At 40.7% G+C, this 20,165-nt stretch carries 9 protein-coding genes; 2 read left to right on the plus strand and 7 right to left on the minus strand.

Annotated elements, in window-relative coordinates:
* Positions 1-102 precede the first annotated feature (102 nt).
* The 6 genes from GJB62_RS05370 to GJB62_RS05395 all read right to left on the minus strand — a co-directional run bounded on the left by GJB62_RS05370 (position 103) and on the right by GJB62_RS05395 (position 11,541).
* Positions 103-2,511, minus strand: a complete 2,409-nt coding sequence (locus tag GJB62_RS05370) for an S-layer family protein (RefSeq protein WP_245246175.1) — start codon at positions 2,509-2,511, stop codon at positions 103-105.
* A gap of 249 nt (positions 2,512-2,760) precedes the next feature.
* Positions 2,761-4,554: a ShlB/FhaC/HecB family hemolysin secretion/activation protein gene (locus GJB62_RS05375; RefSeq protein ID WP_114085833.1), complete on the minus strand. Its 1,794-nt coding sequence runs from the start codon at positions 4,552-4,554 to the stop codon at positions 2,761-2,763.
* A gap of 1,264 nt (positions 4,555-5,818) precedes the next feature.
* A complete protein-coding gene (locus GJB62_RS05380; RefSeq protein ID WP_114085832.1) occupies positions 5,819-7,495 on the minus strand; it encodes an alpha/beta hydrolase in 1,677 nt (558 codons plus the stop codon).
* Between the two features lie 15 nt (positions 7,496-7,510).
* Complete coding sequence (locus GJB62_RS05385) at positions 7,511-8,107, minus strand: hypothetical protein (protein ID WP_114085831.1); 597 nt, start codon at positions 8,105-8,107, stop codon at positions 7,511-7,513.
* A gap of 123 nt (positions 8,108-8,230) precedes the next feature.
* Entirely contained in the window at positions 8,231-9,595 is a 1,365-nt protein-coding gene (locus GJB62_RS05390; RefSeq protein WP_114085830.1) for a cytochrome P450, read from the minus strand.
* A 32-nt stretch (positions 9,596-9,627) separates the two neighbouring features.
* Positions 9,628-11,541: a lipoxygenase family protein gene (locus GJB62_RS05395; RefSeq protein WP_114085829.1), complete on the minus strand. Its 1,914-nt coding sequence runs from the start codon at positions 11,539-11,541 to the stop codon at positions 9,628-9,630.
* A 662-nt stretch (positions 11,542-12,203) separates the two neighbouring features.
* On the opposite strand from GJB62_RS05395, the gene GJB62_RS05400 reads away from it, so the two are divergent.
* The gene (locus GJB62_RS05400; protein ID WP_114085828.1) at positions 12,204-13,241 is read left to right on the plus strand and encodes an aldo/keto reductase; all 1,038 of its coding nucleotides are present in this window, start codon (positions 12,204-12,206) and stop codon (positions 13,239-13,241) included.
* A 115-nt stretch (positions 13,242-13,356) separates the two neighbouring features.
* Here the strand turns inward: GJB62_RS05400 and GJB62_RS05405 are convergent, their stop codons facing one another.
* Positions 13,357-14,115 carry an SDR family oxidoreductase gene (locus GJB62_RS05405; RefSeq protein WP_114085827.1) on the minus strand — a complete coding sequence of 253 codons (759 nt, stop codon included), beginning with the start codon at positions 14,113-14,115 and terminating at the stop codon, positions 13,357-13,359.
* Between the two features lie 434 nt (positions 14,116-14,549).
* Here GJB62_RS05405 and GJB62_RS05410 point away from each other — a divergent pair, with 434 nt between their 5' ends.
* Positions 14,550-20,012, plus strand: a complete 5,463-nt coding sequence (locus GJB62_RS05410; protein ID WP_114085826.1) for an ATP-binding sensor histidine kinase — start codon at positions 14,550-14,552, stop codon at positions 20,010-20,012.
* Positions 20,013-20,165 lie beyond the last annotated feature (153 nt).

Genomic DNA, 20,165 nt, shown 5'->3' on the forward strand with positions numbered 1-20,165 from the left:
ATTCCCTAGGCGCGATCGCTCTTAACATCAGCTTGCAGGTCAATATTTAAGTATTTGGAATACTTGCGATCGCTATTAAGCTATTGGAATTTCTGGGGCAAATTAACTTTTGCCAATAGCAGCACAGTCTAATGCCTGTTGCACCTGAACGGGAGATTTATCTGTTATTAACTCAATTTTGCCGTCAGCATTGCGATGCCAAGAAGTGGCTTGAAGAAGAACCCCTGATGATGTGGGAATTTGTGCTTTGACTTCGCCAGTTTTGCGGTATGCAGAGATATCGCGGATATCAGACCAAGTGCGATCGCTGCCAATTTCCTGCGTTGGATTTTGCGGTATACCACCCCTTCCGGTAGTGACAAAACTGCTGCCAGTAGTACTAGAACAACTTGTAGCAATTTGCTGTGATGAGTCTGTTAATTTTACTGGTAATTCTACTAAGCCGGAATTGGGGTCAACTCCAAAATTGTTAATATCTACCGTACCGTTAACACCAAATTGGGAACTAGCAGTAATATCATTTTCAGCAGTAATTTGAGGACGATATTGTAAGCCAATAATTTCCCGTGTAGCAATTTGAATATTACCCCCACGTCCTTTAACTGCATTAGCAATAATATCGCTGTTTTCTAAACCAGCAACAATAGGTGCATTAATATTGATATTGCCCCCATCCCCCGAACCGCCAGCCGTTGCAGTTATTTGGCTGCGATCGCGGATCAACAACAACTTTTCTACTTGTAAGCCGATGTTGCCACCATTGCCAGATTCTGTTTGTGCCTGAATTAAGCCTTGATTTTTTAATTGGATGCGATCGGCTGTGATGTTCAGATTGCCACCATTACCAGTACCTTGGTTAGTAACGCTCAAAGTACCGCCATCTTGCAATATCAGATTAGGTGTAGTCACGCTGACATTACCAGCATTTGCCGTCAGTATATCTGCCAAACCAAATAACTTGCGGATTAATGGTTCTGACTTGAGAACGGATGAGTTGATGCTGCTTTGATTTAATCGACTGCGACCACTGATTTGGATAGATTCTGTGGCATTTACACTAATATCTCCCCCATTACCGATAAAAAACGAAGTTCCAGCAACCACTCCTCCATCTAACACTTGTAACCTCGCAGTATTCAGTGTCAAAGTTTTGGCGCTGCCAGTACCGTAGGTGAGGACGCTAATATTGCTGTAAAGTCCGGCGGGGTTGTCTCCTCTAACTGTAGTTTCGCGGTTGCGAATATTTACCTGACCGCTAGAGCCTTGACCAAATGTCAATGAAGATAATGAGGCACCATCAGACACTAGTAAGCTATCGGAATTGACAAATATATCACCTGCTGTCCCAGTACCTCGGGCAGTAGTGGCAATGCTGGTAACACCAGATGGATTAACAGCCGAGGAGCCAGATAATTCTATTGCTGAGGCTTCAATCTGGATTTGGCCACTGTTTGCAACTCCAAATGCTGTGTTATTCAACCCTGAACCTTCCTGAAGCGTTAAGCGAGGAGTGATGATATAGATATTTGCACCAGTTCCTATGCCCAAGGCTTCGCTACGAATCCAACTCCGAATTTTGGCATCGGATGTTGTGCCAATAATATCAATCGCTTCTGATGCTTGAAGGTGGATGTTACCACTGGGGAGATTGCCGAGATTTGTTGTCAGTACTAGCGATCCATCAGTGAATTTAATCTTGCGTCCCTGAAGCTGAACTGAACCCGAATTTACCCCACTCACATTTAGCAGTGACTTTTGTGCTAGTTGAATATCACCAAAGCTTTGCCCGTTTTCATACCTAAGCGTATAGCCTTGAGTGTTTGGAACTAAAGTAACTAATCCTGAACCTCCCAAGCTACCTAATTCTATTTGTCCTGTTTCGGCGTTTAGGGTTGCTCCATTCAAATTCAGATTACCACCCACCAACGCCAGAGTTTTTCCAGGCTGTACTTGCAATTTTGTTGGACTAGGAGTGCGAATTAAAGGAGCCAAAATAGTGGTAATAGTTAAGGCATGTCCTGTACCTTGAACTTGTATTGATGAGGGATTATTACCCATTTGTAGCCCAATCGGAACATTGATGCTTAATAAGGGGTTAGCTTGGGGATTAATGGCGCTAAACTCAACACCATCGGCAAACTTGATGCTATTGGCTGTCGTACCGATAAATGAACCGCCAATATTAAGTTGGGCATTTGCTCCAAAGATAATTCCACTAGGATTGAGCAAAAAAAGATTAGCACTACCATTGGCCTTAATTAAACCATCAATGTTGGAAACACTGCCTCCAGTAATGCGACTGAAGATATTTTGCACATCTGCGGCATTGTTGAAAAGAGCCGAGCCGTTGCTGGGAACTGAAAATTGGCTAAAGCTGTGGAAGAGGTTGTTGCCAACTCGATTACCGTTGGTGATGGTGAAGTTATCGCCACTTTGAGAGACAGTAGTATTTAAAGTGCTATCAGGAGTTATCTGGGCACTCACAGAGCTGCACCAAATTGGCATTACCATCAACGGCACTATTCCAGCGCACAGAACCAACCAAATAGAGGTCGCACCCATTGTCAAGCCTTTATTTATACCTTGCATTTTAGGTTGCCCAAAACGGTATAGTTTTGAAACATCGCCTCAAACCCGGATTTCTCACGATACTGTAGGCAGGGGAGTGTGGGGAGTGTGGGGGGTAAGATTTCTTCCCCATCCTCCCACACCTCCCACACCTCCCACACTCCTTGATTTATCACAAGTGAAAAATCCAGGTCAAAATGGCGAATAACGGAGTGAGAAGTACAAACCATTTTCTTGGAGCGATCGCTTTTCACCATCCACCGAGATTAAAGGAATACCCCAATCTAAACGAGCCGATAAGTCATCACCCTGTTTCCACAACAGCCCCAACCCTGTACTAACAAGGGTACTTGGCGATGGATTTTCGCCGTTGACGTTCCAACCTTTACCCACATCAATGAAGGGTGTAAGTTGCAGCACCCCGTTAATCTTATTGGCGCGGACAATGGGGACTCGAAATTCTGCCGAAAACAACAGACCATTATCTGTAAGTAATGCGTCTTGGCGATAGCCCCGGACACTTAGTTGTCCACCAAGACCAAATTGCTCTAAAGGCACCAAGGAATCTGCCGCTAATTGGAAATCGCCCCTAACTAAAAATAATGTGTCTGGTGCTAATTGTCGTACCCACTGCGCCTGTCCCCGCCACGCGAAAAAGCGGCTATCTGGTTCATTCTCACTGACATTGGCATCAAACCAATCTACCCCAAAGCTCAATTGCGATCGCGCCGCGAAGACATAGTTGTTACTTCGCTGGGTATATTCTTGAAAAAACCGCAGAGTCGAAATATTCGTTTTTCCGTTCTCATCTGCACCTGGTGAGAGGCGAAACGGCCCAATATTATCAATACCCAACTCAGTTTGGCTTGATTGGCGCGAAAATGACAGCCCAACTGCCAACTCTTGGGTTGGTTTTTGCACCAGTGGTTGGCGATATCCTAATTCATAAGATTGAGAATCTGATTGGATATCAAGGACGCTAAATGGTTCTTCAATAACATGGTTCCATCCCTGGCTAAAGCCAAAGGAGATAGTGCCATTGTGGGCATTAATCGGTAGTGTGTAATTGGCATTAATGCTATTACTACCATCAGTATTGGCATATCCTACACTCAGAGTATCGCCCAAACCCAATAAATTGGCTTCTTGCAGATCCACTCCCCGGCGAAAACTACCCACACTTGGCGATCGCCCATTATCTAAGCTTGCCGTCAGTTTAAAAGTGTCTGCTTCTTCAACCTCAACTTGCAATACATTGCTTCCCGGATGCACGCCTGTTTGTAATTCGGCTGAGAGGTTTTGAATCCGTGGATCGAGGCGGAGTAGTTGGAGTTTTTCTAGGAGGCGGGGTACGTTTAGGGGTTTACCAGCACCTAGTTGAATGCGATCGCGAATGTATTGACTACGTAATCGTCTGTTACCAATGATTTTGATTTCTTGCAGACTGCCTTCGATTACCTGAATTTTTACTGTTCCTGCTTCTAGTGTCTGCGGTGTAATCAATGCTCCTGTGGTTACATAACCGTTATCAATATAAAGCTTAGCGATCGCATCTTTGATTTGCAATAATTCTGCAAATGTCACTTCTTTGCCGACAAAGGGATTGGTAATCTTGGCAAAATCCTCTGGTTTGAAAACTGTACTACCGACAATTTCAATCCGCTCTACCCGAAATTTAGCGTTAGAGTCATCCTGATTTGGAATTGACTCATCTGGTATTGTGGGCAAAGGGACTAATTGATTGTTATCTGTTGGTGGCAACACGTCAGTGGGTAAGGGTGTTACCGGAACTTCTTCTAACCGACCGGGTGGTAGGGTGTCAGGATTTGGAGTTTGGGCAATGACCTGCTGATAATTAGATAATACTGCTGCTAAAACAAAGCCGAATGCCAGAGGTCGTAGTCCAGAGATTATACTTACAGGCTTGTTTAATATTTGTTGCTTAGAAATAGAGTTCTCAATAATGACTTGTTTCACCAACACCATTCTCCTTAAATTTACAAAAAAGAATTCAGGAATCACGAGCAAAGCCGGAGACGCTCCGCTAAGGGGTCAGAATTCAGTTGGTTATTCCGACCGAATAAGCGGTGCTTCTTAGCAGTAGGGAGTCAGTAAATATCTGAATAAAGGGGTTTAACTATCTTGTGTCACTTTAGGAGAATTCAATCAATGAAAGGATTACAAGGTTTTGAATTCTATTTTTTGTCTACAAATCTTAGTTTTTATTAGAAAATAAAGCCTTAGTACTTTACGGAATCAAATTCTCCGAATCTGGCTTCGATTATTATTTTCTGAAAGTGACAAACTAGAGTTAACACTGACACTAAATAGGATCATTTAGTAGTATTAGTTTTGACTTATGAATTCTAAATCTTGAATTCTTATTCAATGATTATTTATGTTTATCTAGTTAATCCCCGATAGCGTGGTGTACCAAGTAATATCTTGCTAATTAATGATGACTATCTTTTTTACCGCTATCATCAGGGTAAATACTGTTTTTGTCCCAATTTTTAAAGCTAAAAGATTATTTAATTTGAGGGCGGCTATTTTATAGAAGACGGATTTTATTTGGGTATAAAGCCATCTTGTTCTGCCGGAGAACCAGTAAGTATAGTTGCGCTTACAGTGGTAAAGATAAGCTGTTGCACTCTATAAGATAGTTCAGTCAGGAAATTAACAAGCCAGCCTGACAAAAGCTTCTTAAAAGTGATTTAAGCTATCAATTTACTTAATGAAAAATTTATTTGCTCATATTTTCTAAGATTAACTTTGAATACAAAAAAATCAAATTAGGAAAATCCTTAAATATTGTAAGGATTTTCCTTATTAGCTTTTTAACTGTATCCTCCAGCGAATCGGAATACACTCGACAGATGCGATCGCTTGAGAATTGGCACTGATTGAAGCAATCATTGTACCGTGTGGCTTATGTGCCATCGATTGGGACAGAGAGTGGTGTTGATCGATCTAATGGCTGGGGTTGAGATTAAAGGCGACGAGGGGATGATTCTGGTTTCGGCGGAATTCTCCTAGCATAATGTATCTCACATTAAGGGGATTCTCAAACTGACCATCCTACTTGATGAATTTTCTCTGTGGATTTTGGGAAAATATCTCACTCAATTCAGACTGTCTAATAATTCGCGGCAACCACTGGAGGATAGTCAGAGGGTCAAGTACTATCGATTGAATACTGAGGATATCGCGTTTGCCAACCCGTATCACCAATGATTTCGGAATCTCTTGTCTAACGTTGAGTTTTTTGTTGATAAATTTGCGGCGCAAGAATCACTTGAATTTGCTTTTCTTGGCATCTTTGAGAAAAAGCGCTAATTTCTTCAGACTCGTCTCCCTCAATTGATAAAGATCGTAAAAATCCTTGAAATCCTAAAAAAGCTAATTCGTAAATGGCTTTTTGACTAAAACCGCCTCCAAAATAGCCTGTGTGGGTATCAATACCTTGAGGATCTCTATTGTTAATAGACTTCCGAATAAATGCCAAGGTTAGGAGAATATAATTTCCAAAATTTATCGCTGGCTTTTGGATGGCAGAACTAACAATTCCGATCTGATCCATCCGATCATCTTTATAATCTGTACAGTCAAAATATGTAAATAAATCTGCGGGTTGTACCCACTCTTCTGACATTTTAGTTATCTCTTCAAGTTTTCTATGTTCGCTACTAGAAGAACGGATTTCTAAATATTTATAAGGGTTGTCAAGTCTATAACCTTTGCCATAGTCTTGCTTTTGCAAATTAACAACTCCATATCTGGGTGCGTGACCCACTAAATCATTTTTATTGTTGAAATGCTTAACTGTTATATTACCAAGCCTGTATCCACTAATACGAGTTCGCGCTGGGAAACTAAAATAATTTGCGGCAGTAGAGGTAAATCGTAACGCTAAGTCTCCCTCATTACAAAATATATAAGCTTCTTCGCAGCGACGTAAAGAAGAACGAAGAAAATTAGCACGTCCTGGGAAGATACTTTCTACAGGAATATCAGGTGCAACTAGCACAAGTCTCCCTAATCTAAATACATTGCCAATATCCGAATCCGGTTTTTTATTAATAGATTTTACATCAAAAACATCAGAGAGAATACGAATTACATTTGTAACTACAAAACATCCCATACTATGACCAATAAAAGATAATTTAATCCGTTTATTTCGAGGCAGCTTTACCGTATAATCAAGCTGTCTAATCAATTCAACTAAATCTGTAACTCCGTAATTAGTCGCTCTATAAGTATCACGAAAATAAGTAGATAACCTAAGAATAATTAATGTAAAAATAATCGCAGATACAATGCCAGATAAAATTAACATTGCTGTGAAAAAATGGACAGCGCCATTACTCAAAATATTTAGGAACAATAAAGCTATAGCAGACCATATACTAATTGTTAGTCCCAGAGCTAAATTAATAGCTAGTAAAGTTGGTAGAGAAGAAAGTGCGTTGATTAGCTTTTGCCCAAAAGAACCAGACTCATCCGTTTTTGTGGGATTTTCCGATGGCCATCTATATCCAATAAAAATATACTTATTTGGTTGCTGAATAGACGTATTAATATATTCATAAATCTTTTTGCAGCCTGTCTCTGTATCCGATGGTGTAGAACTATATCCATGAATATTTATAATAATTTCTGGTTCGGGGCTTGATTCCAAAGTTTTAGCAATTTTCTCAATCATGTCTTGGGTTGAAGGTTCAGCTTGTCCATCATTGATATTAAAAAGCTTTTTATTAGCAACTAATGATAAATATTTATTAGAATTCTGTTCTTCTGTCTCAACGTTCAGTTTGGCAGTACTAACTACTAAATAGCCAGGGATTTTTTCCTGATTGTTTTTTTTAAATTCGTAAATTTTATACGGTTGATTGTCTGGCAGATTTTGATTGTCACAATAGTTCATCAGGTATATTTCCTTTTACAATTTAGGTTCAGATATCGTAATCGCTTTTTGTTGATTTGAGTGGTGTGCAATCACTAAACACTCATTTTTCACCCTAGAAAGCATATCGTTAAAAGCAGGAGTATAACAACCATCTTTATCAACAACCTTACGGAGAGTATACTCACCAGCCCTAGAAAGTCCGCCAAACCAAACGTTATTTCTGTGCCAAATATCTCCATTAAGAGAATTTTTGTTTTGGGACATTGTACAACTTACAATCAATGTTGAAATTGGTATTCCCAGCAAAATAGGGATGATTTGAGCTTGTTGCAACGTTTCATCTTCAAATTGAATTTTATAAGTTACTTTAAACCATTGAATTAAACGTAGTAATATCCAACCCGCAATCGAGTTATGAAAAGTCCACTGTAACGGTGAAAAAATTGGTAAAACCAAAGTTATATTCTGTGTGTCCCATTCCAAATTGTACATAGTAATGCAAGTATCTGGTAGGGGATTACCATCCATAAAGAACACACCCTTCAGGATAGATGGTAAGTTTGTTTCTTTGATTGGAATCATCCAGGTTGCAATATTATCGAGTTGCTTTTTTTCAATTAATTCAGCCATAGTGATTTTTAGTTCGTAATGGGCTACGCCCCGCTACGCTAACGTAATTCGTAATTAATACACATTCAAAAAACACTTTACAAACATCCTCTAATTCAAAATTTCCAATCCTAACTTTATTACTCACAGTCGTTGAGTAAAACCTTGTAGCACTAAATTATTAGGAGTAACGGCAGTCACTTTTTCAAAATCCCATTTGACTTCTGTAATTGAGTCCCATTGATAGTTCTGGAACAGATGTAAACAGAAAATCTTGATAAAGCCAATTGATAAGGATTTACCAGGACAGGCTCGCTCATGCCCTTCACCATTCCAAGATAAAATATCTGAAAAATTCCGTGTTAGGTCAAAATCATCTGGATTTTGGTATCTGTTGGCATCTCGATTAGCCGTAAGAATAGAGCCAAGCAAACGAGTACCTTTTTGGAATGGACATTTTTGTTCTCCAATCTCAACTTCACCCCCTTCAGTAGTGAGTTGGCTAACAAATCGCACAGGTGGATAGAGACGAGCCGTTTCTAAAATCACTTGATTGAGAAGTGTTAACTGTTCTAGAGCGTCTGGGTCTAAAGTTTTCTTACCATTCCAGACTGCATTAATTTCTGACACTACATCATTTCTGAGAGTATTATTCAAGCAGAGAACACCAATAACTGATCCTAAAAGCGCACTCGTGCCGGCAGTACCAGCGATATGAATCATATCGAAAAGGGTATTAGCAATTTGGTGTTCGTTCAATTGATACTGAGCGCCTGTTTCAAAGTAAGATGCCCATTTAGCTGATTGTTTATATCGCTTGGTTAAATATTGACGATGCCGAATTTTTGGCGCTGTTAATATTGCCAGCAGATACTTGTTAATAAAATTAGGCAAGGATGCGAGAACCAAACCTTTAATGTAACTATCGGATGCTGTGATTTCTTCCTCAGATAAAGATATCTGAAAAACCAGTTGATGCAAAACTGATAGCATAATCTTTGGCAAATCGTTGCCGATATGTAATTTGCCTTGTTTAGCAGCTTCTAATAAGCTTTGCTCAACTAGATTCCCTAAGAAGTCTATCTTTTGGGACGGTTCTGGTAAGGCTTGTAAGATTACACTACGTAGTCCTGTGTGTTCGTTACCGTTCGTTCCCAAGCTCAGAGGATTATCAAGCAGGTAGCTAGGAGCTAATATTCTGATGATGCCTAAATCATTTCCCCGCAGTTGTGGTTGGGTTTGCATTAGTTCCCTCACCTGAGAGTGAGAGGAATGCATAATTGCTTGGTCTACCGCAAAATATTTGTCTCCAATATTGTCCTTACGGATGTAGAGAAAGTCCCGCCATGCTTTGAGTATGATTGAGGCATCTGTATAATAGAAAATCAAACGCAGAAACTTGCCGATCGCAGTGTCATAACCTACTTTGTCTAGTATAGGTGCAAGCCATAGCTGGCGATCGTGACCTTTGAGAACTTTATCTTTAAGTGTCATAATATTTACTGTCATTGGTCATTTGTCATTTGTCATTTGTCCCTAATTCAGATATTGATGCTCTGAGGAATTTTAGAAGGAAGTAGATACTCATAGGGTGGACGGTGCAAATTACGTTGCTTGATGGTATCTTCTATCTGCTGAAGATTACTTTGGAATGCCTGCAACAATGGTTTTATTTTTTGGTCTGTAAAATATCCTTGCTGATATTCGCCCAGCTTGTTGTAATACACAGATCCCAACAAGCTGAGTAGGTTGTATTGCCGTTGCGCCTGATCTAAAGGGGGGAGCAAATTAAGATAGTCTTGTTCAGTAACTTCTCTTTTAAGAGTTGAGGCTGGTAAATAACCTGCCATTGGTATAGCTGCGGCGTAGCCCATCAAATCTTTTTGCGGAAAGTTAACGGCTGCATGTTGGGCACTGGCAGTAAAAATAATCAGTGTAGTGGCATCAATTAGGTAATTTAGGGTTTTTATGCCCCCATCTTCGCCAAAATCGGGGATACGACCACCATCGTAAGCTGAGATTTCGGCTGCCCACGCTTGTAGGGCTGTGTCTTGATGAATGTCTTCATCGGTGGTGTAGTAAAGGTTTAAGTAGTCCCAAACCCATTGATAAATAGCATCCCATACTAATAATGCGTCATCCCGGTAAGGATAAATAGGCAAGAGATTTGGATCATCCACACCGCGCTGTTGGAATTGCTTAGGTAAGATGGCACTATTGAAACCATAGCTTTGTAACCCTAGCACCGCTAAAACGCGAGAATTATCGATTGATGCTGAGAGTAATCTATCGACACCACCGCCTGGAGCAATGAGAGTACGTTGGGCGGCATCGTTAATTGCTAAGGTGCTGTCAAAATGTGGGCGCAGCAGGATTCTGAGGGGATGTGTGAGTGGCAATTGTCGAGCAGTTGCGATCGCAAAAACACCAATCAAAAGATGAGTTCTTGCTAGGTGAGTAACAGCTTCGTGGATGTTGGCATCTGCTATTTGGACAATTGTTTTGGCAAAAAGCCAAGCGTATTTACCGGAGTTAGGGGTAACAATTGGATAATCTGGGCCTGGGGTTTGACCGCATTGAATGGCTACCGGACGCAATAGACGGGTGGGGTCTGAACCTTTGGGTAAGGCAAACAGTGCTAAGGGAGCATAGAGATATTTTTGCTCGTGTGGGAATGTACCGTTGATCGCACCATCTAAAATTTTATAGTCAGCTAAGTAGAGCCTGCCTTCAAGTCCTGCTGCTGCTAATGAATCGTCAGTTCCCATCACTGCTTGGTAATGTTCGTCTGTGACTGGGAAGCGATCGCTTGGAGTAGTTACTCGCTCAATCATGACGGGATTGTAGCCAGCCACTCTCATGTAGGCAAATACTTCATCTTCCTGGTAAGTTTTAGCGTAGGCGTAGCCCGCCGTAGGCATCACTGGTGGACTAATCACCGGAAACAAATTTTCGTAGTCCTTGAGACTAGTTGCATGTCCTGTAGGCTGTCCTTCATATAGAAGGTTAATTATCCTATTTAGAGCATCTCTGAGGATCACAAGTCCGTTTTCTTTCAGAATAGAATGAAAAAGCTCGTCAAGTTCTCTAAAATCCTTAGATATCCCTTTGAGCAAAAGCTGAGGGATAATTTGCAGGATTCTTGCCAGGATGCTGATTCGGGCTGGTACTGCTCCCTTAAGCAAGGCTTCTAAAATAAATCTTTCGACATCATCACGAATCGATTTAGAATCTTGATTGCCTCTGTTGACAATCAAGGTATTGATAAAAATAACTCGTAACTGCTGGGCTAATAAAAAATACCAGTTAGTGGTGAACTCTTCCGTAATAGAAAGCTGATCCACCATCGCAATAGATGGAATATGGTTGTAGTTATATTGATACTCTTGCCTAGCTATATCTAAAGTATGAGTACTTGATGAACTGATTGAATGATCTGGTGATAAAGCAGTCATTGGCTCTACTCATGTGTAGTACTGGAAAATTTAACACTTGAGGATAAACAGGTTTGAGTTACTAACTTTCGGCCAAAGGAACAGGCAACAGTGAAGATTTTTGGTTAGATGCGGATCTTGTTCGCTCGACCTTTCATCGGGTCAGAAGCCCCGTCCCAATGACACGATTGTGTTGGACGGGTTAACAGTACCCTTCCAACTCCTGCCCTATTCCCTATTGCCTTTACCTAAACTTATTATCGCAATCAAGTTTGAAATTTTGATTTTTCTAAAGAAATTTTCTGGAATTTCTCAACTTCTGAGCCACACGCTAAATGTTTCGAAATTTTGCAAGGAATATTTAGCACTACAAATGATACTTGCCAAGATTTAGAAACAATTCTCTAATAACACTTTCGGACTAAGGCACTGTGTTGGAGTTGACATTTTAACTACTGAAACAACATCAGGAAGACGACTATTAGATTCTTCTGCTTCCTATGTCTCCAATTTTTCCTTTACTTACACAGTGATGGAATATTCTTTTCTCTTACCCTCTCTTATCAAAAATCTATCTCTACTTGACAGCTTTTCTCCTTCAACAGTTAGAAGCAGCGAATTTTGCTCCCATGCAAAGCTAGCTATCAGGGCAAGTTCTCATACTGTGGCAAAAGGATTAATTTGTGGATATTAACAGACGAGATTTACTGAAGCTAGTTTCTGCTTCTGGTTTAGGTGGAGCTGGGGTATTTGCTTTACAAGGTTTCACTAAACAGGTTTTAGCGCAAAATCAGCCTACCCCACTCCAGATAAAAAAAGGTGAAATGCTCTACAGGCAACTAGGACGCACCGGAGAACAAGTATCTGTAATTGGTCTAGGTGGTCATCATATTGGTAGACCAAAAGATGAGCAAGAGGGTATTAATCTGATCCATACTGCCCTCGATCGCGGGATTAATTTTATGGACAATAGCTGGGATTACCATAACGGAGGTAGCGAAATTCGTATGGGTAAAGCTCTGCAAAATGGTTATCGTCAAAAAGCTTTTCTGATGACTAAAATTGACGGTCGCACAAAGGCGGCCGCTACTAAACAAATTGATGAATCTTTAAAACGTTTGCAAACAGACCACATTGATTTATTGCAGCATCATGAAGTCATTCGTATGGAAGACCCAGACCGGATTTTTGCCCCTGGTGGTGCGATGGAAGCAGTTGTGGAAGCACAAAAAGCTGGCAAGATTCGCTACATAGGCTTTACTGGACACAAAGATCCTTTAGTACACCTGAGAATGTTGGAAGTTGCCAATCAGAACAACTTCCGTTTTGATGCAGTGCAGATGCCGTTAAATGTTATGGATGCCCATTTCCGCAGTTTTGAGAGGCAAGTTTTACCTAGACTGGTTCAGGACGGAATTGCTGTACTGGGGATGAAATCAATGGGCGACCAAAACATTCTCAAAAGCAATGTGGTCAAGCCTATCGAATGTCTGCATTACGCGATGAATCTGCCAACTTCAACGGTGATTACAGGCATTGAAAGTATGCCCATCTTAAACCAGGCTTTCGAGGCAGTACGTACTTTTACACCCATGAGCCAGGAACAAGTTAAAGCATTACTGAATCGGACTCGCCAAGCTGCTCTTAAAGGTCAGTATGAACTGTTTAAAACCACTAGCCAATTTGATAGTACAGCCAAAAATCCTGAGTGGTTAGGATAAGTTTTAACCAAACGGATCTTGGGTTTAAGACCCCCACTCAATCAAACGCGGGCTTTGGTAATATGACCATCTAATAGAGCCACAGCAGACTGTTGCACCCAATTGCTTAAGACATCTAAGCATTCATACCGCCATCAACATCAAGTGTTGCACCGGTGATGAAAGCCGCATCAGGACTAGCGAGAAAAGCGACCGCAGCTGCAACTTCCTCTGGCTTACCGTAGCGGTTGAGCGCTGTGGCTGCTTTTTGGATTACCGCAAAATCACTATCAGATGGGTTCATATCAGTTTCAATTGGGCCTGGCTGTACAACGTTAACTGTGATCGCCTTCGATCCCAGGTCACGTGCCCATCCGCGCGTGTAGCCAGCGATCGCAGATTTAGTTGCTGAATAATCGGAGATTCCTGCCCAAAGCGAATGGGTTCCAACACAGGAGCCGATGGAGATGATCCGTCCACCTTCAGTCATGAGTGGTGCAGCAGCGCGGACGGCAGCCACTACGCCACCGACATTGATCGCAAACTGCCGTTCTAGGGATGCAATATCGCTTGCAGGATCGCCAACTACACCAAGGACAAATACACCAGCGTTGTTCACGAGAATATCGAGACGACCAAAGCGTTCGGCGACCATCTTAACCAAATTCCCCACCTGGAGAGGATCGGCTTGGTCGGCTTTGAAGGCGGCGGCACTAACGCCTTTTTCTTCGAGTTCCCGGACAACGATCGCGGCCGTTTCAGATGAGTTGGCGTAACTGATGGCAATGTCTGCGCCGTCTTCAGCTAGACGTTTTGCGATCGCAGCACCAATACCCCGTGAACCACCTGTAATGAGGGCAACTTTACCTGTGAGTTTCTTAATATTGCTATTCATGATTTTTACTCCTTCGTTATTGAACCTGTCACCTCAGTTATTTGACAATCGGGTAATTTTGTCAAGATTTTGACAAAGCTATCAATAAATCAGCAATAATAACCAAGCCTGATGTGTTTTACCCAAATTTGAAAAATCGCAATGCGTATTTGCTGATGATCGTTCACTTCAGTACAAATCTGTATTTGTGGCTCTTAGATTGATGCAAGTAGGTAAATTCGCCAGTTATTTACCATAACTAGACTTAGACTATTACGTAAATAAACGAACTGTACACACTGTCAGAGAAAGTTTATAGTCATTGCGTGGTGCTAAAGATTAGCGAGGCTAATCTTTATTTAATTAGCATTTGAAGAGTTAACTTGACTTGAATTCTGGGAACTATCATAGTAACTACCAAAATTTATTAAAAAACAACATTCAGACAAGTATTAATGTTTAAATTAATTGCTCACATCCCTGACTATAGTATTACAAGTTTAATTTATGAAGCTGCTGCCACAGTAATTTATCGAGCATACTCCAAGGCTAACGGACACTCAGTTGTTATCAAACTGCTCAAAGCAGAGTATCCCAGTATCAAAGAGATTGCCCAACTCAAGCACGAATACGAAATCATCCAAAATCTGAATATTGCAGGTGTAATTAGAGCTTATGAATTAATCAGTTATGACAACGGCTACAATAATGGTCTAGCACTGGTTTTAGAAGACTTTGGTGGAGAAACCTTAAAACATCAGATATCTACGACAGGGATTGAACTTACAAAATTTCTTAATATTGCCAATCAAATTACTGAAACATTGGGAGAGTTACATACCCATCACATTATCCATAAGGATATTAAGCCCGAAAACATTCTTTATAACCCCAATACCGAAAAAATAAAACTGATTGATTTCAGCATCGCTTCGCTGTTATCCAAAGAAAGTCCAGAAATTACTAGCCTCAACCTTCTAGAAGGAACACTGGCTTATATGTCGCCAGAGCAGACCGGACGTATCAACCGAACCTTAGATTATCGGACAGATTTTTACTCATTAGGTGTCAGTTTCTACGAAATGCTGACTGGTCAGCTTCCCTTCCCCAATGCTCAAGACTCAATGGAGTTGGTGCATTGTCACATTGCGAAAATTCCTGTAGCTCCGCACGAGATTAATCCTAATGTACCACTGGCAATCTCTGCGATCGCTATGAAACTTCTAAGCAAAACTGCTGAAGACCGTTACCAGAGTGCTTATGGGTTAAAGGCTGACCTAGAACAAGCAGCAATACAACTACAAACAAAAGGCAGCATTGACCTTTTTAGCTTAGGTCAACAGGATTTTTCGCATCAATTCCAAATAGCTCAAAAACTTTATGGTCGGGAAGTAGAAGTAGCAGCTTTAATGGCTGCCTTTGAAAAAGTTAGTCTTGGTTCCAGCGAAGTTGTGTTGGTAGGAGGATACTCAGGTATCGGCAAATCCTCACTAGTTAACGAAGTTCACAAACCGATTGTGCGGCAACGAGGTTACTTCATCGGTGGCAAATTTGACCAACTCAAGCGAGATATTCCTTATGCTTCTTTGATTCAAGCATTTCGAGAATTGATGCGACAACTATTAGCTGAAAGCCAAGCCAGAGTTGAGGTTTGGAAAAATAAATTACTACAAGCATTGGGAGCTAATGGTCAAGTTATTATTGATGTCATCCCGGAAGTAGAATTGATTATCGGACAGCAAGCGCCTGTACCGCAGTTAGGCGTTGCTGAGTCTCAAAACCGTTTTAATCGGGTGTTTAAGCAATTTATCCATGCGTTTACTGCTGCGGAACATCCCTTAGTACTGTTTTTAGATGACCTCCAATGGGCAGATGCCGCCTCTGTGAACCTGGTCGAGAATATGATGACTGACCCAGAAAGTCAGTATCTTTTGCTGATTGGGGCTTACCGAGATAACGAAGTTAGTCCCACCCATCCACTGATGCTAATGTTAGAGGCAATTCGAGCATCTGGGGCTACGGTTGAAGAGTTGCTCTTGAAGCCATTAGCAACACCTCATATTACTCAACTGGTTACTGATACGTTCAATTGCGAATTATTTCAGGCAGAACCTTTAGCTGATTTGCTATTTCAAAAAACCCAAGGTAATCCCTTTTTCTTAACTCAATTACTAAAAGTATTACATCAAGATAATCTCTTGACATTTGATTATCGTTCGGGTTTATGGCAGTGGGATCTCAACAGAATTCAAGAACAAGCCATTACCGATAATGTAGTCGATTTAATGGTGAATAAAATTCAGAGATTGTCAGAACCAACGCAGCAAGTTTTACAATTAGCTGCTTGTGTTGGCAACCGTTTTAATTTAGAAATCCTAGCTGTAGTCAACGAAAAATCTACATCAGCAACAGCAATTGATTTATGGTCAGCTTTGCGGGCGGGGTTAATTCTACCCTTAAGCGATACTTACAAAATTCCTCAATTGTTGAATCAGTCAGAATTGGCAACATACTGCGATACTGCGGTACAAGTTGACTATAAGTTTCTGCACGATCGCGTTCAGCAAGCTGCCTATTCTTTAATTCCAACCGACCAGCAAAAACAAGTACACCTGAAGGTAGGAAAATTACTATTACACAATAGTGAAAAAGCCCAGTTGGAAGAGCATCTTTTTGAGATCGTCAACCACCTCAATGCTGGCAGTTCATTGATTGTGGAACCAGCAGAAAGATATGAACTGTCAGAATTAAATCTGAAAGCAGGGCAGCGAGCAAAATCATCTTCGGCGTTTGTAACTGCGCTCAAATTGCTAGAAACAGGGATGAATTATCTACCTGTAAATAGCTGGAAAGATAAATATTTACTTACATTAACTTTATATTTACAAGTTGGAGAAGCAGAATTTTTAAATGGTAACTATGAAAAAGCCTTGCTGATTTTTGAGCAGACTTTCAACAAGGTTCAAACTACTCTTGATATGTGCCGAGTAAATGAATATCGGATTATGTGTTATCGCATGGAGAATGATTTAAACTCCGCATATAAAATTGGGTTAAACACCTTGGAACTTTTAGGTTTTGAGTTTGCAGCTTATCCCGATGATGCATATCTATTAGAAAAACTCAATCAAACAAAAAAAGTTATTGGCGATCGCTCAACTTTTAGTCTCGCAGAATTACCACAAATGCAAGACGAGGAGAAGCTAATAGCTCAACGCATCTTAAAAGAAGTTTGGCCCATTGCCTACTTTTTAGGATCTAAAGCGTTGCATATTACATCAATGAATATAACTCAACTTTCAGTTCAGTATGGCAACTCAAGAATTTCTGTATTTGGTTACATGCTGTATTCTTTCAACTTAGTATTTGAATATGGTGAGGTAGATTCAGGTTATGAATTTGGTGAATTATCTCTGCGTTTGCATGAAATTTTAAGAACGAAGGAATTGGAAGCGAATATTTTGAATATGTGGGGAGGTTTAATCTGTCACTACAAAGACCATATTAGCCAGGGTAAGCCTTATTTATTAAAAGGATTTAATAGTGGTTTAGAAACAGGTTCTTATCAATGGTCTGGTTATTGTTCAGTTAATTTTTTATGGCAATGCTTATTTGGCAATGAATCTTTAGAAAAAACCGCAGAAGTAGCCAAAGATTTTATTCCTAGCCTCCGCAAGATTGACAAAAATATGTTGAACTACCATCTGCTGGCTATGGAAGCGATCGCTAACTTGACTAAGCCAGCAGGCAAGATTGACGAACTTGTTGGCACTTGGGCAGATGAACGGCAAGTGCTAGAGTTTGCGTTAGCATCTTCGGATATGTTGAGTGCATTTGTGGTTTACATCTATAAACTGGCACTCTGTAACTGGTATGGAGAGTATACCAAAGCTGTTGAGTATGCAGAGAATGCCGAAAAATTTGTTGCGGGAGCGCGAGGAATTTTTATTAATCCTGTTTTCTATTTTCACCAAAGTATTGCCTTAGCAGGGGCTTATGCGGAGGTAGATATCGCAACTCAAGTCATTTATCTGCATAAACTAAATGCCAACTTAGAAAAATTCCAGCAATGGGCAATGCACTGCCCAACCAATTATCAACACAAGTTTCTGCTGATTCAAGCTGAAATTGCTCGGATTTCTAAACAAGATTATCAGGCAATGGAGCTGTACGATTTAGCGATCGCTTCTGCTGCCGAAAATGGTTATTTACAAAATGAAGCCTTAGCAAACGAACTTGCATTTCGATTTTACTTGGATAAGGATAGAATAAACTTTGCCAAAGTTTATTTTAAAGAAGCCCGCTATCGGTATCTCAAGTGGGAAGCTACAGGTAAAGTTCGGCAACTGGATGAACAATACTCCCAACTTTTTAGAGATCCAGCCGGGGAGGTAAACGGGCGGGGTACGGCTACAAAGCAGATTCGGGATATTTCTGAAGCTAAAACCCAAACTTTAGATTTAAGCACAGCAATTAAAGCGTCTCAAGCACTCTCAAGCGAGATGGAGTTAAATCCTCTGCTGGAGAAAATGATGACGATCGCGATCGAGAATGCTGGTGCCCAAATGGGTTATCTACTTGTAAAACGAGAGAACCAGTGGGTGATCGAAGCCGAAGGAAGCATTGATCGAGATGAGGTGACAGTGCGATCGTCTAGTCTGTTTCAAGTAAAGCATAAGCTACCAGTTTTGCTGATTAACTATGTTGAAAGAACAAAAGAAAATTTGGTTTTAGACGATGCTAGCCACACAGAGCGTTTTGTAAGTGACAACTATATTGTTGCCAATCAACCCAAATCAATTTTGTGTTTGCCTTTCTCTCATCAGGGTAAGCTAACTGGAGTTCTTTACCTGGAAAATAACCTCACTACCGGAGTCTTTACCGCAGATCGATTAGAAGTACTGAACTTATTAACTTCGCAAGTTTCCATCTCTATAGAAAATGCTCGGCTCTACACAAATTTGCACATATACTCCCAGGAGTTAGAAATTTCGGAAACACAAGCGCGTGAGAAAGCAAAGCAGCTAGAACACACGCTCGATGAATTGAAGCTTACCCAGTCTCAGATGGTGCAAAGCGAAAAAATGTCTAGCCTAGGGCAGTTGGTGGCAGGTGTTGCTCACGAAATTAATAACCCAGTCAGCTTTATCTACGGCAACCTGACTTACGTAAATAATTATGTCAAAGACTTGATGAGTGTAGTACAACTTTATCAGCAGCAAAACCAGAATTTACCACCTCAAGTTCAAAATGAAATAGATGAAATTGACTTAGATTTTTTGATGGAAGACTTACCGAAGCTGTTAGCTTCCATGCAAGTGGGAACCGATCGCATTCGTCAAATTGTATTATCTTTACGAAACTTTTCCCGCCTAGACGAAGCTGATGTTAAAGCCGTTAATATCCATGAGGGCATTGATAGTACCCTAATGATTTTGCAAAATCGGCTCAAACCGCAACCAGATTCTCCCGGAATTCAGGTAATACAGGAATATGGCAACCTGCCACCTGTAGAGTGCTACCCTGGACAACTGAATCAGGTATTTATGAACCTGCTCGCAAATGCGATCGACTCTTTAGAGGAATTTAACGAACATCGGACTTATGCCGATATCGCACTTCAGCCAAGTATCATTACAATTCGTACTACTGTTGAAGGCGATTTCGCCGTCATTCGCATTGCTGACAACGGTTCTGGTATCAGTGAAAATGTGCGATCGCAACTCTTCACACCCTTTTTCACTACCAAAGCTGTTGGTAAAGGCACTGGTTTAGGGTTATCCATTAGTTACCAGATTGTGACTAAAAAGCATCGAGGACAGTTAGAATGTGTATCCGTTTTAGGACAAGGGGCTGAATTTATTGTTTCTATCCCCCTTCAGGCAAGGCTAGTACCGCAAGGCGGAATTAAAAATTAAAAATTAAAAATGAATACAGCGTAAGCATTTCATTTATTTATGAGTGGTTTATTTCCGCCGTTTTGTACTGGAAGCAAGAAGATTACACTGAGCAACAAAATACGAGGTGCTATTTTTAGCACCAAAAAATATGATTTCCAATTTACCTAATGG

Source organism: Nostoc sp. ATCC 53789 (assembly GCF_009873495.1).
Taxonomy (GTDB): Bacteria; Cyanobacteriota; Cyanobacteriia; order Cyanobacteriales; family Nostocaceae; genus Nostoc; species Nostoc muscorum_A.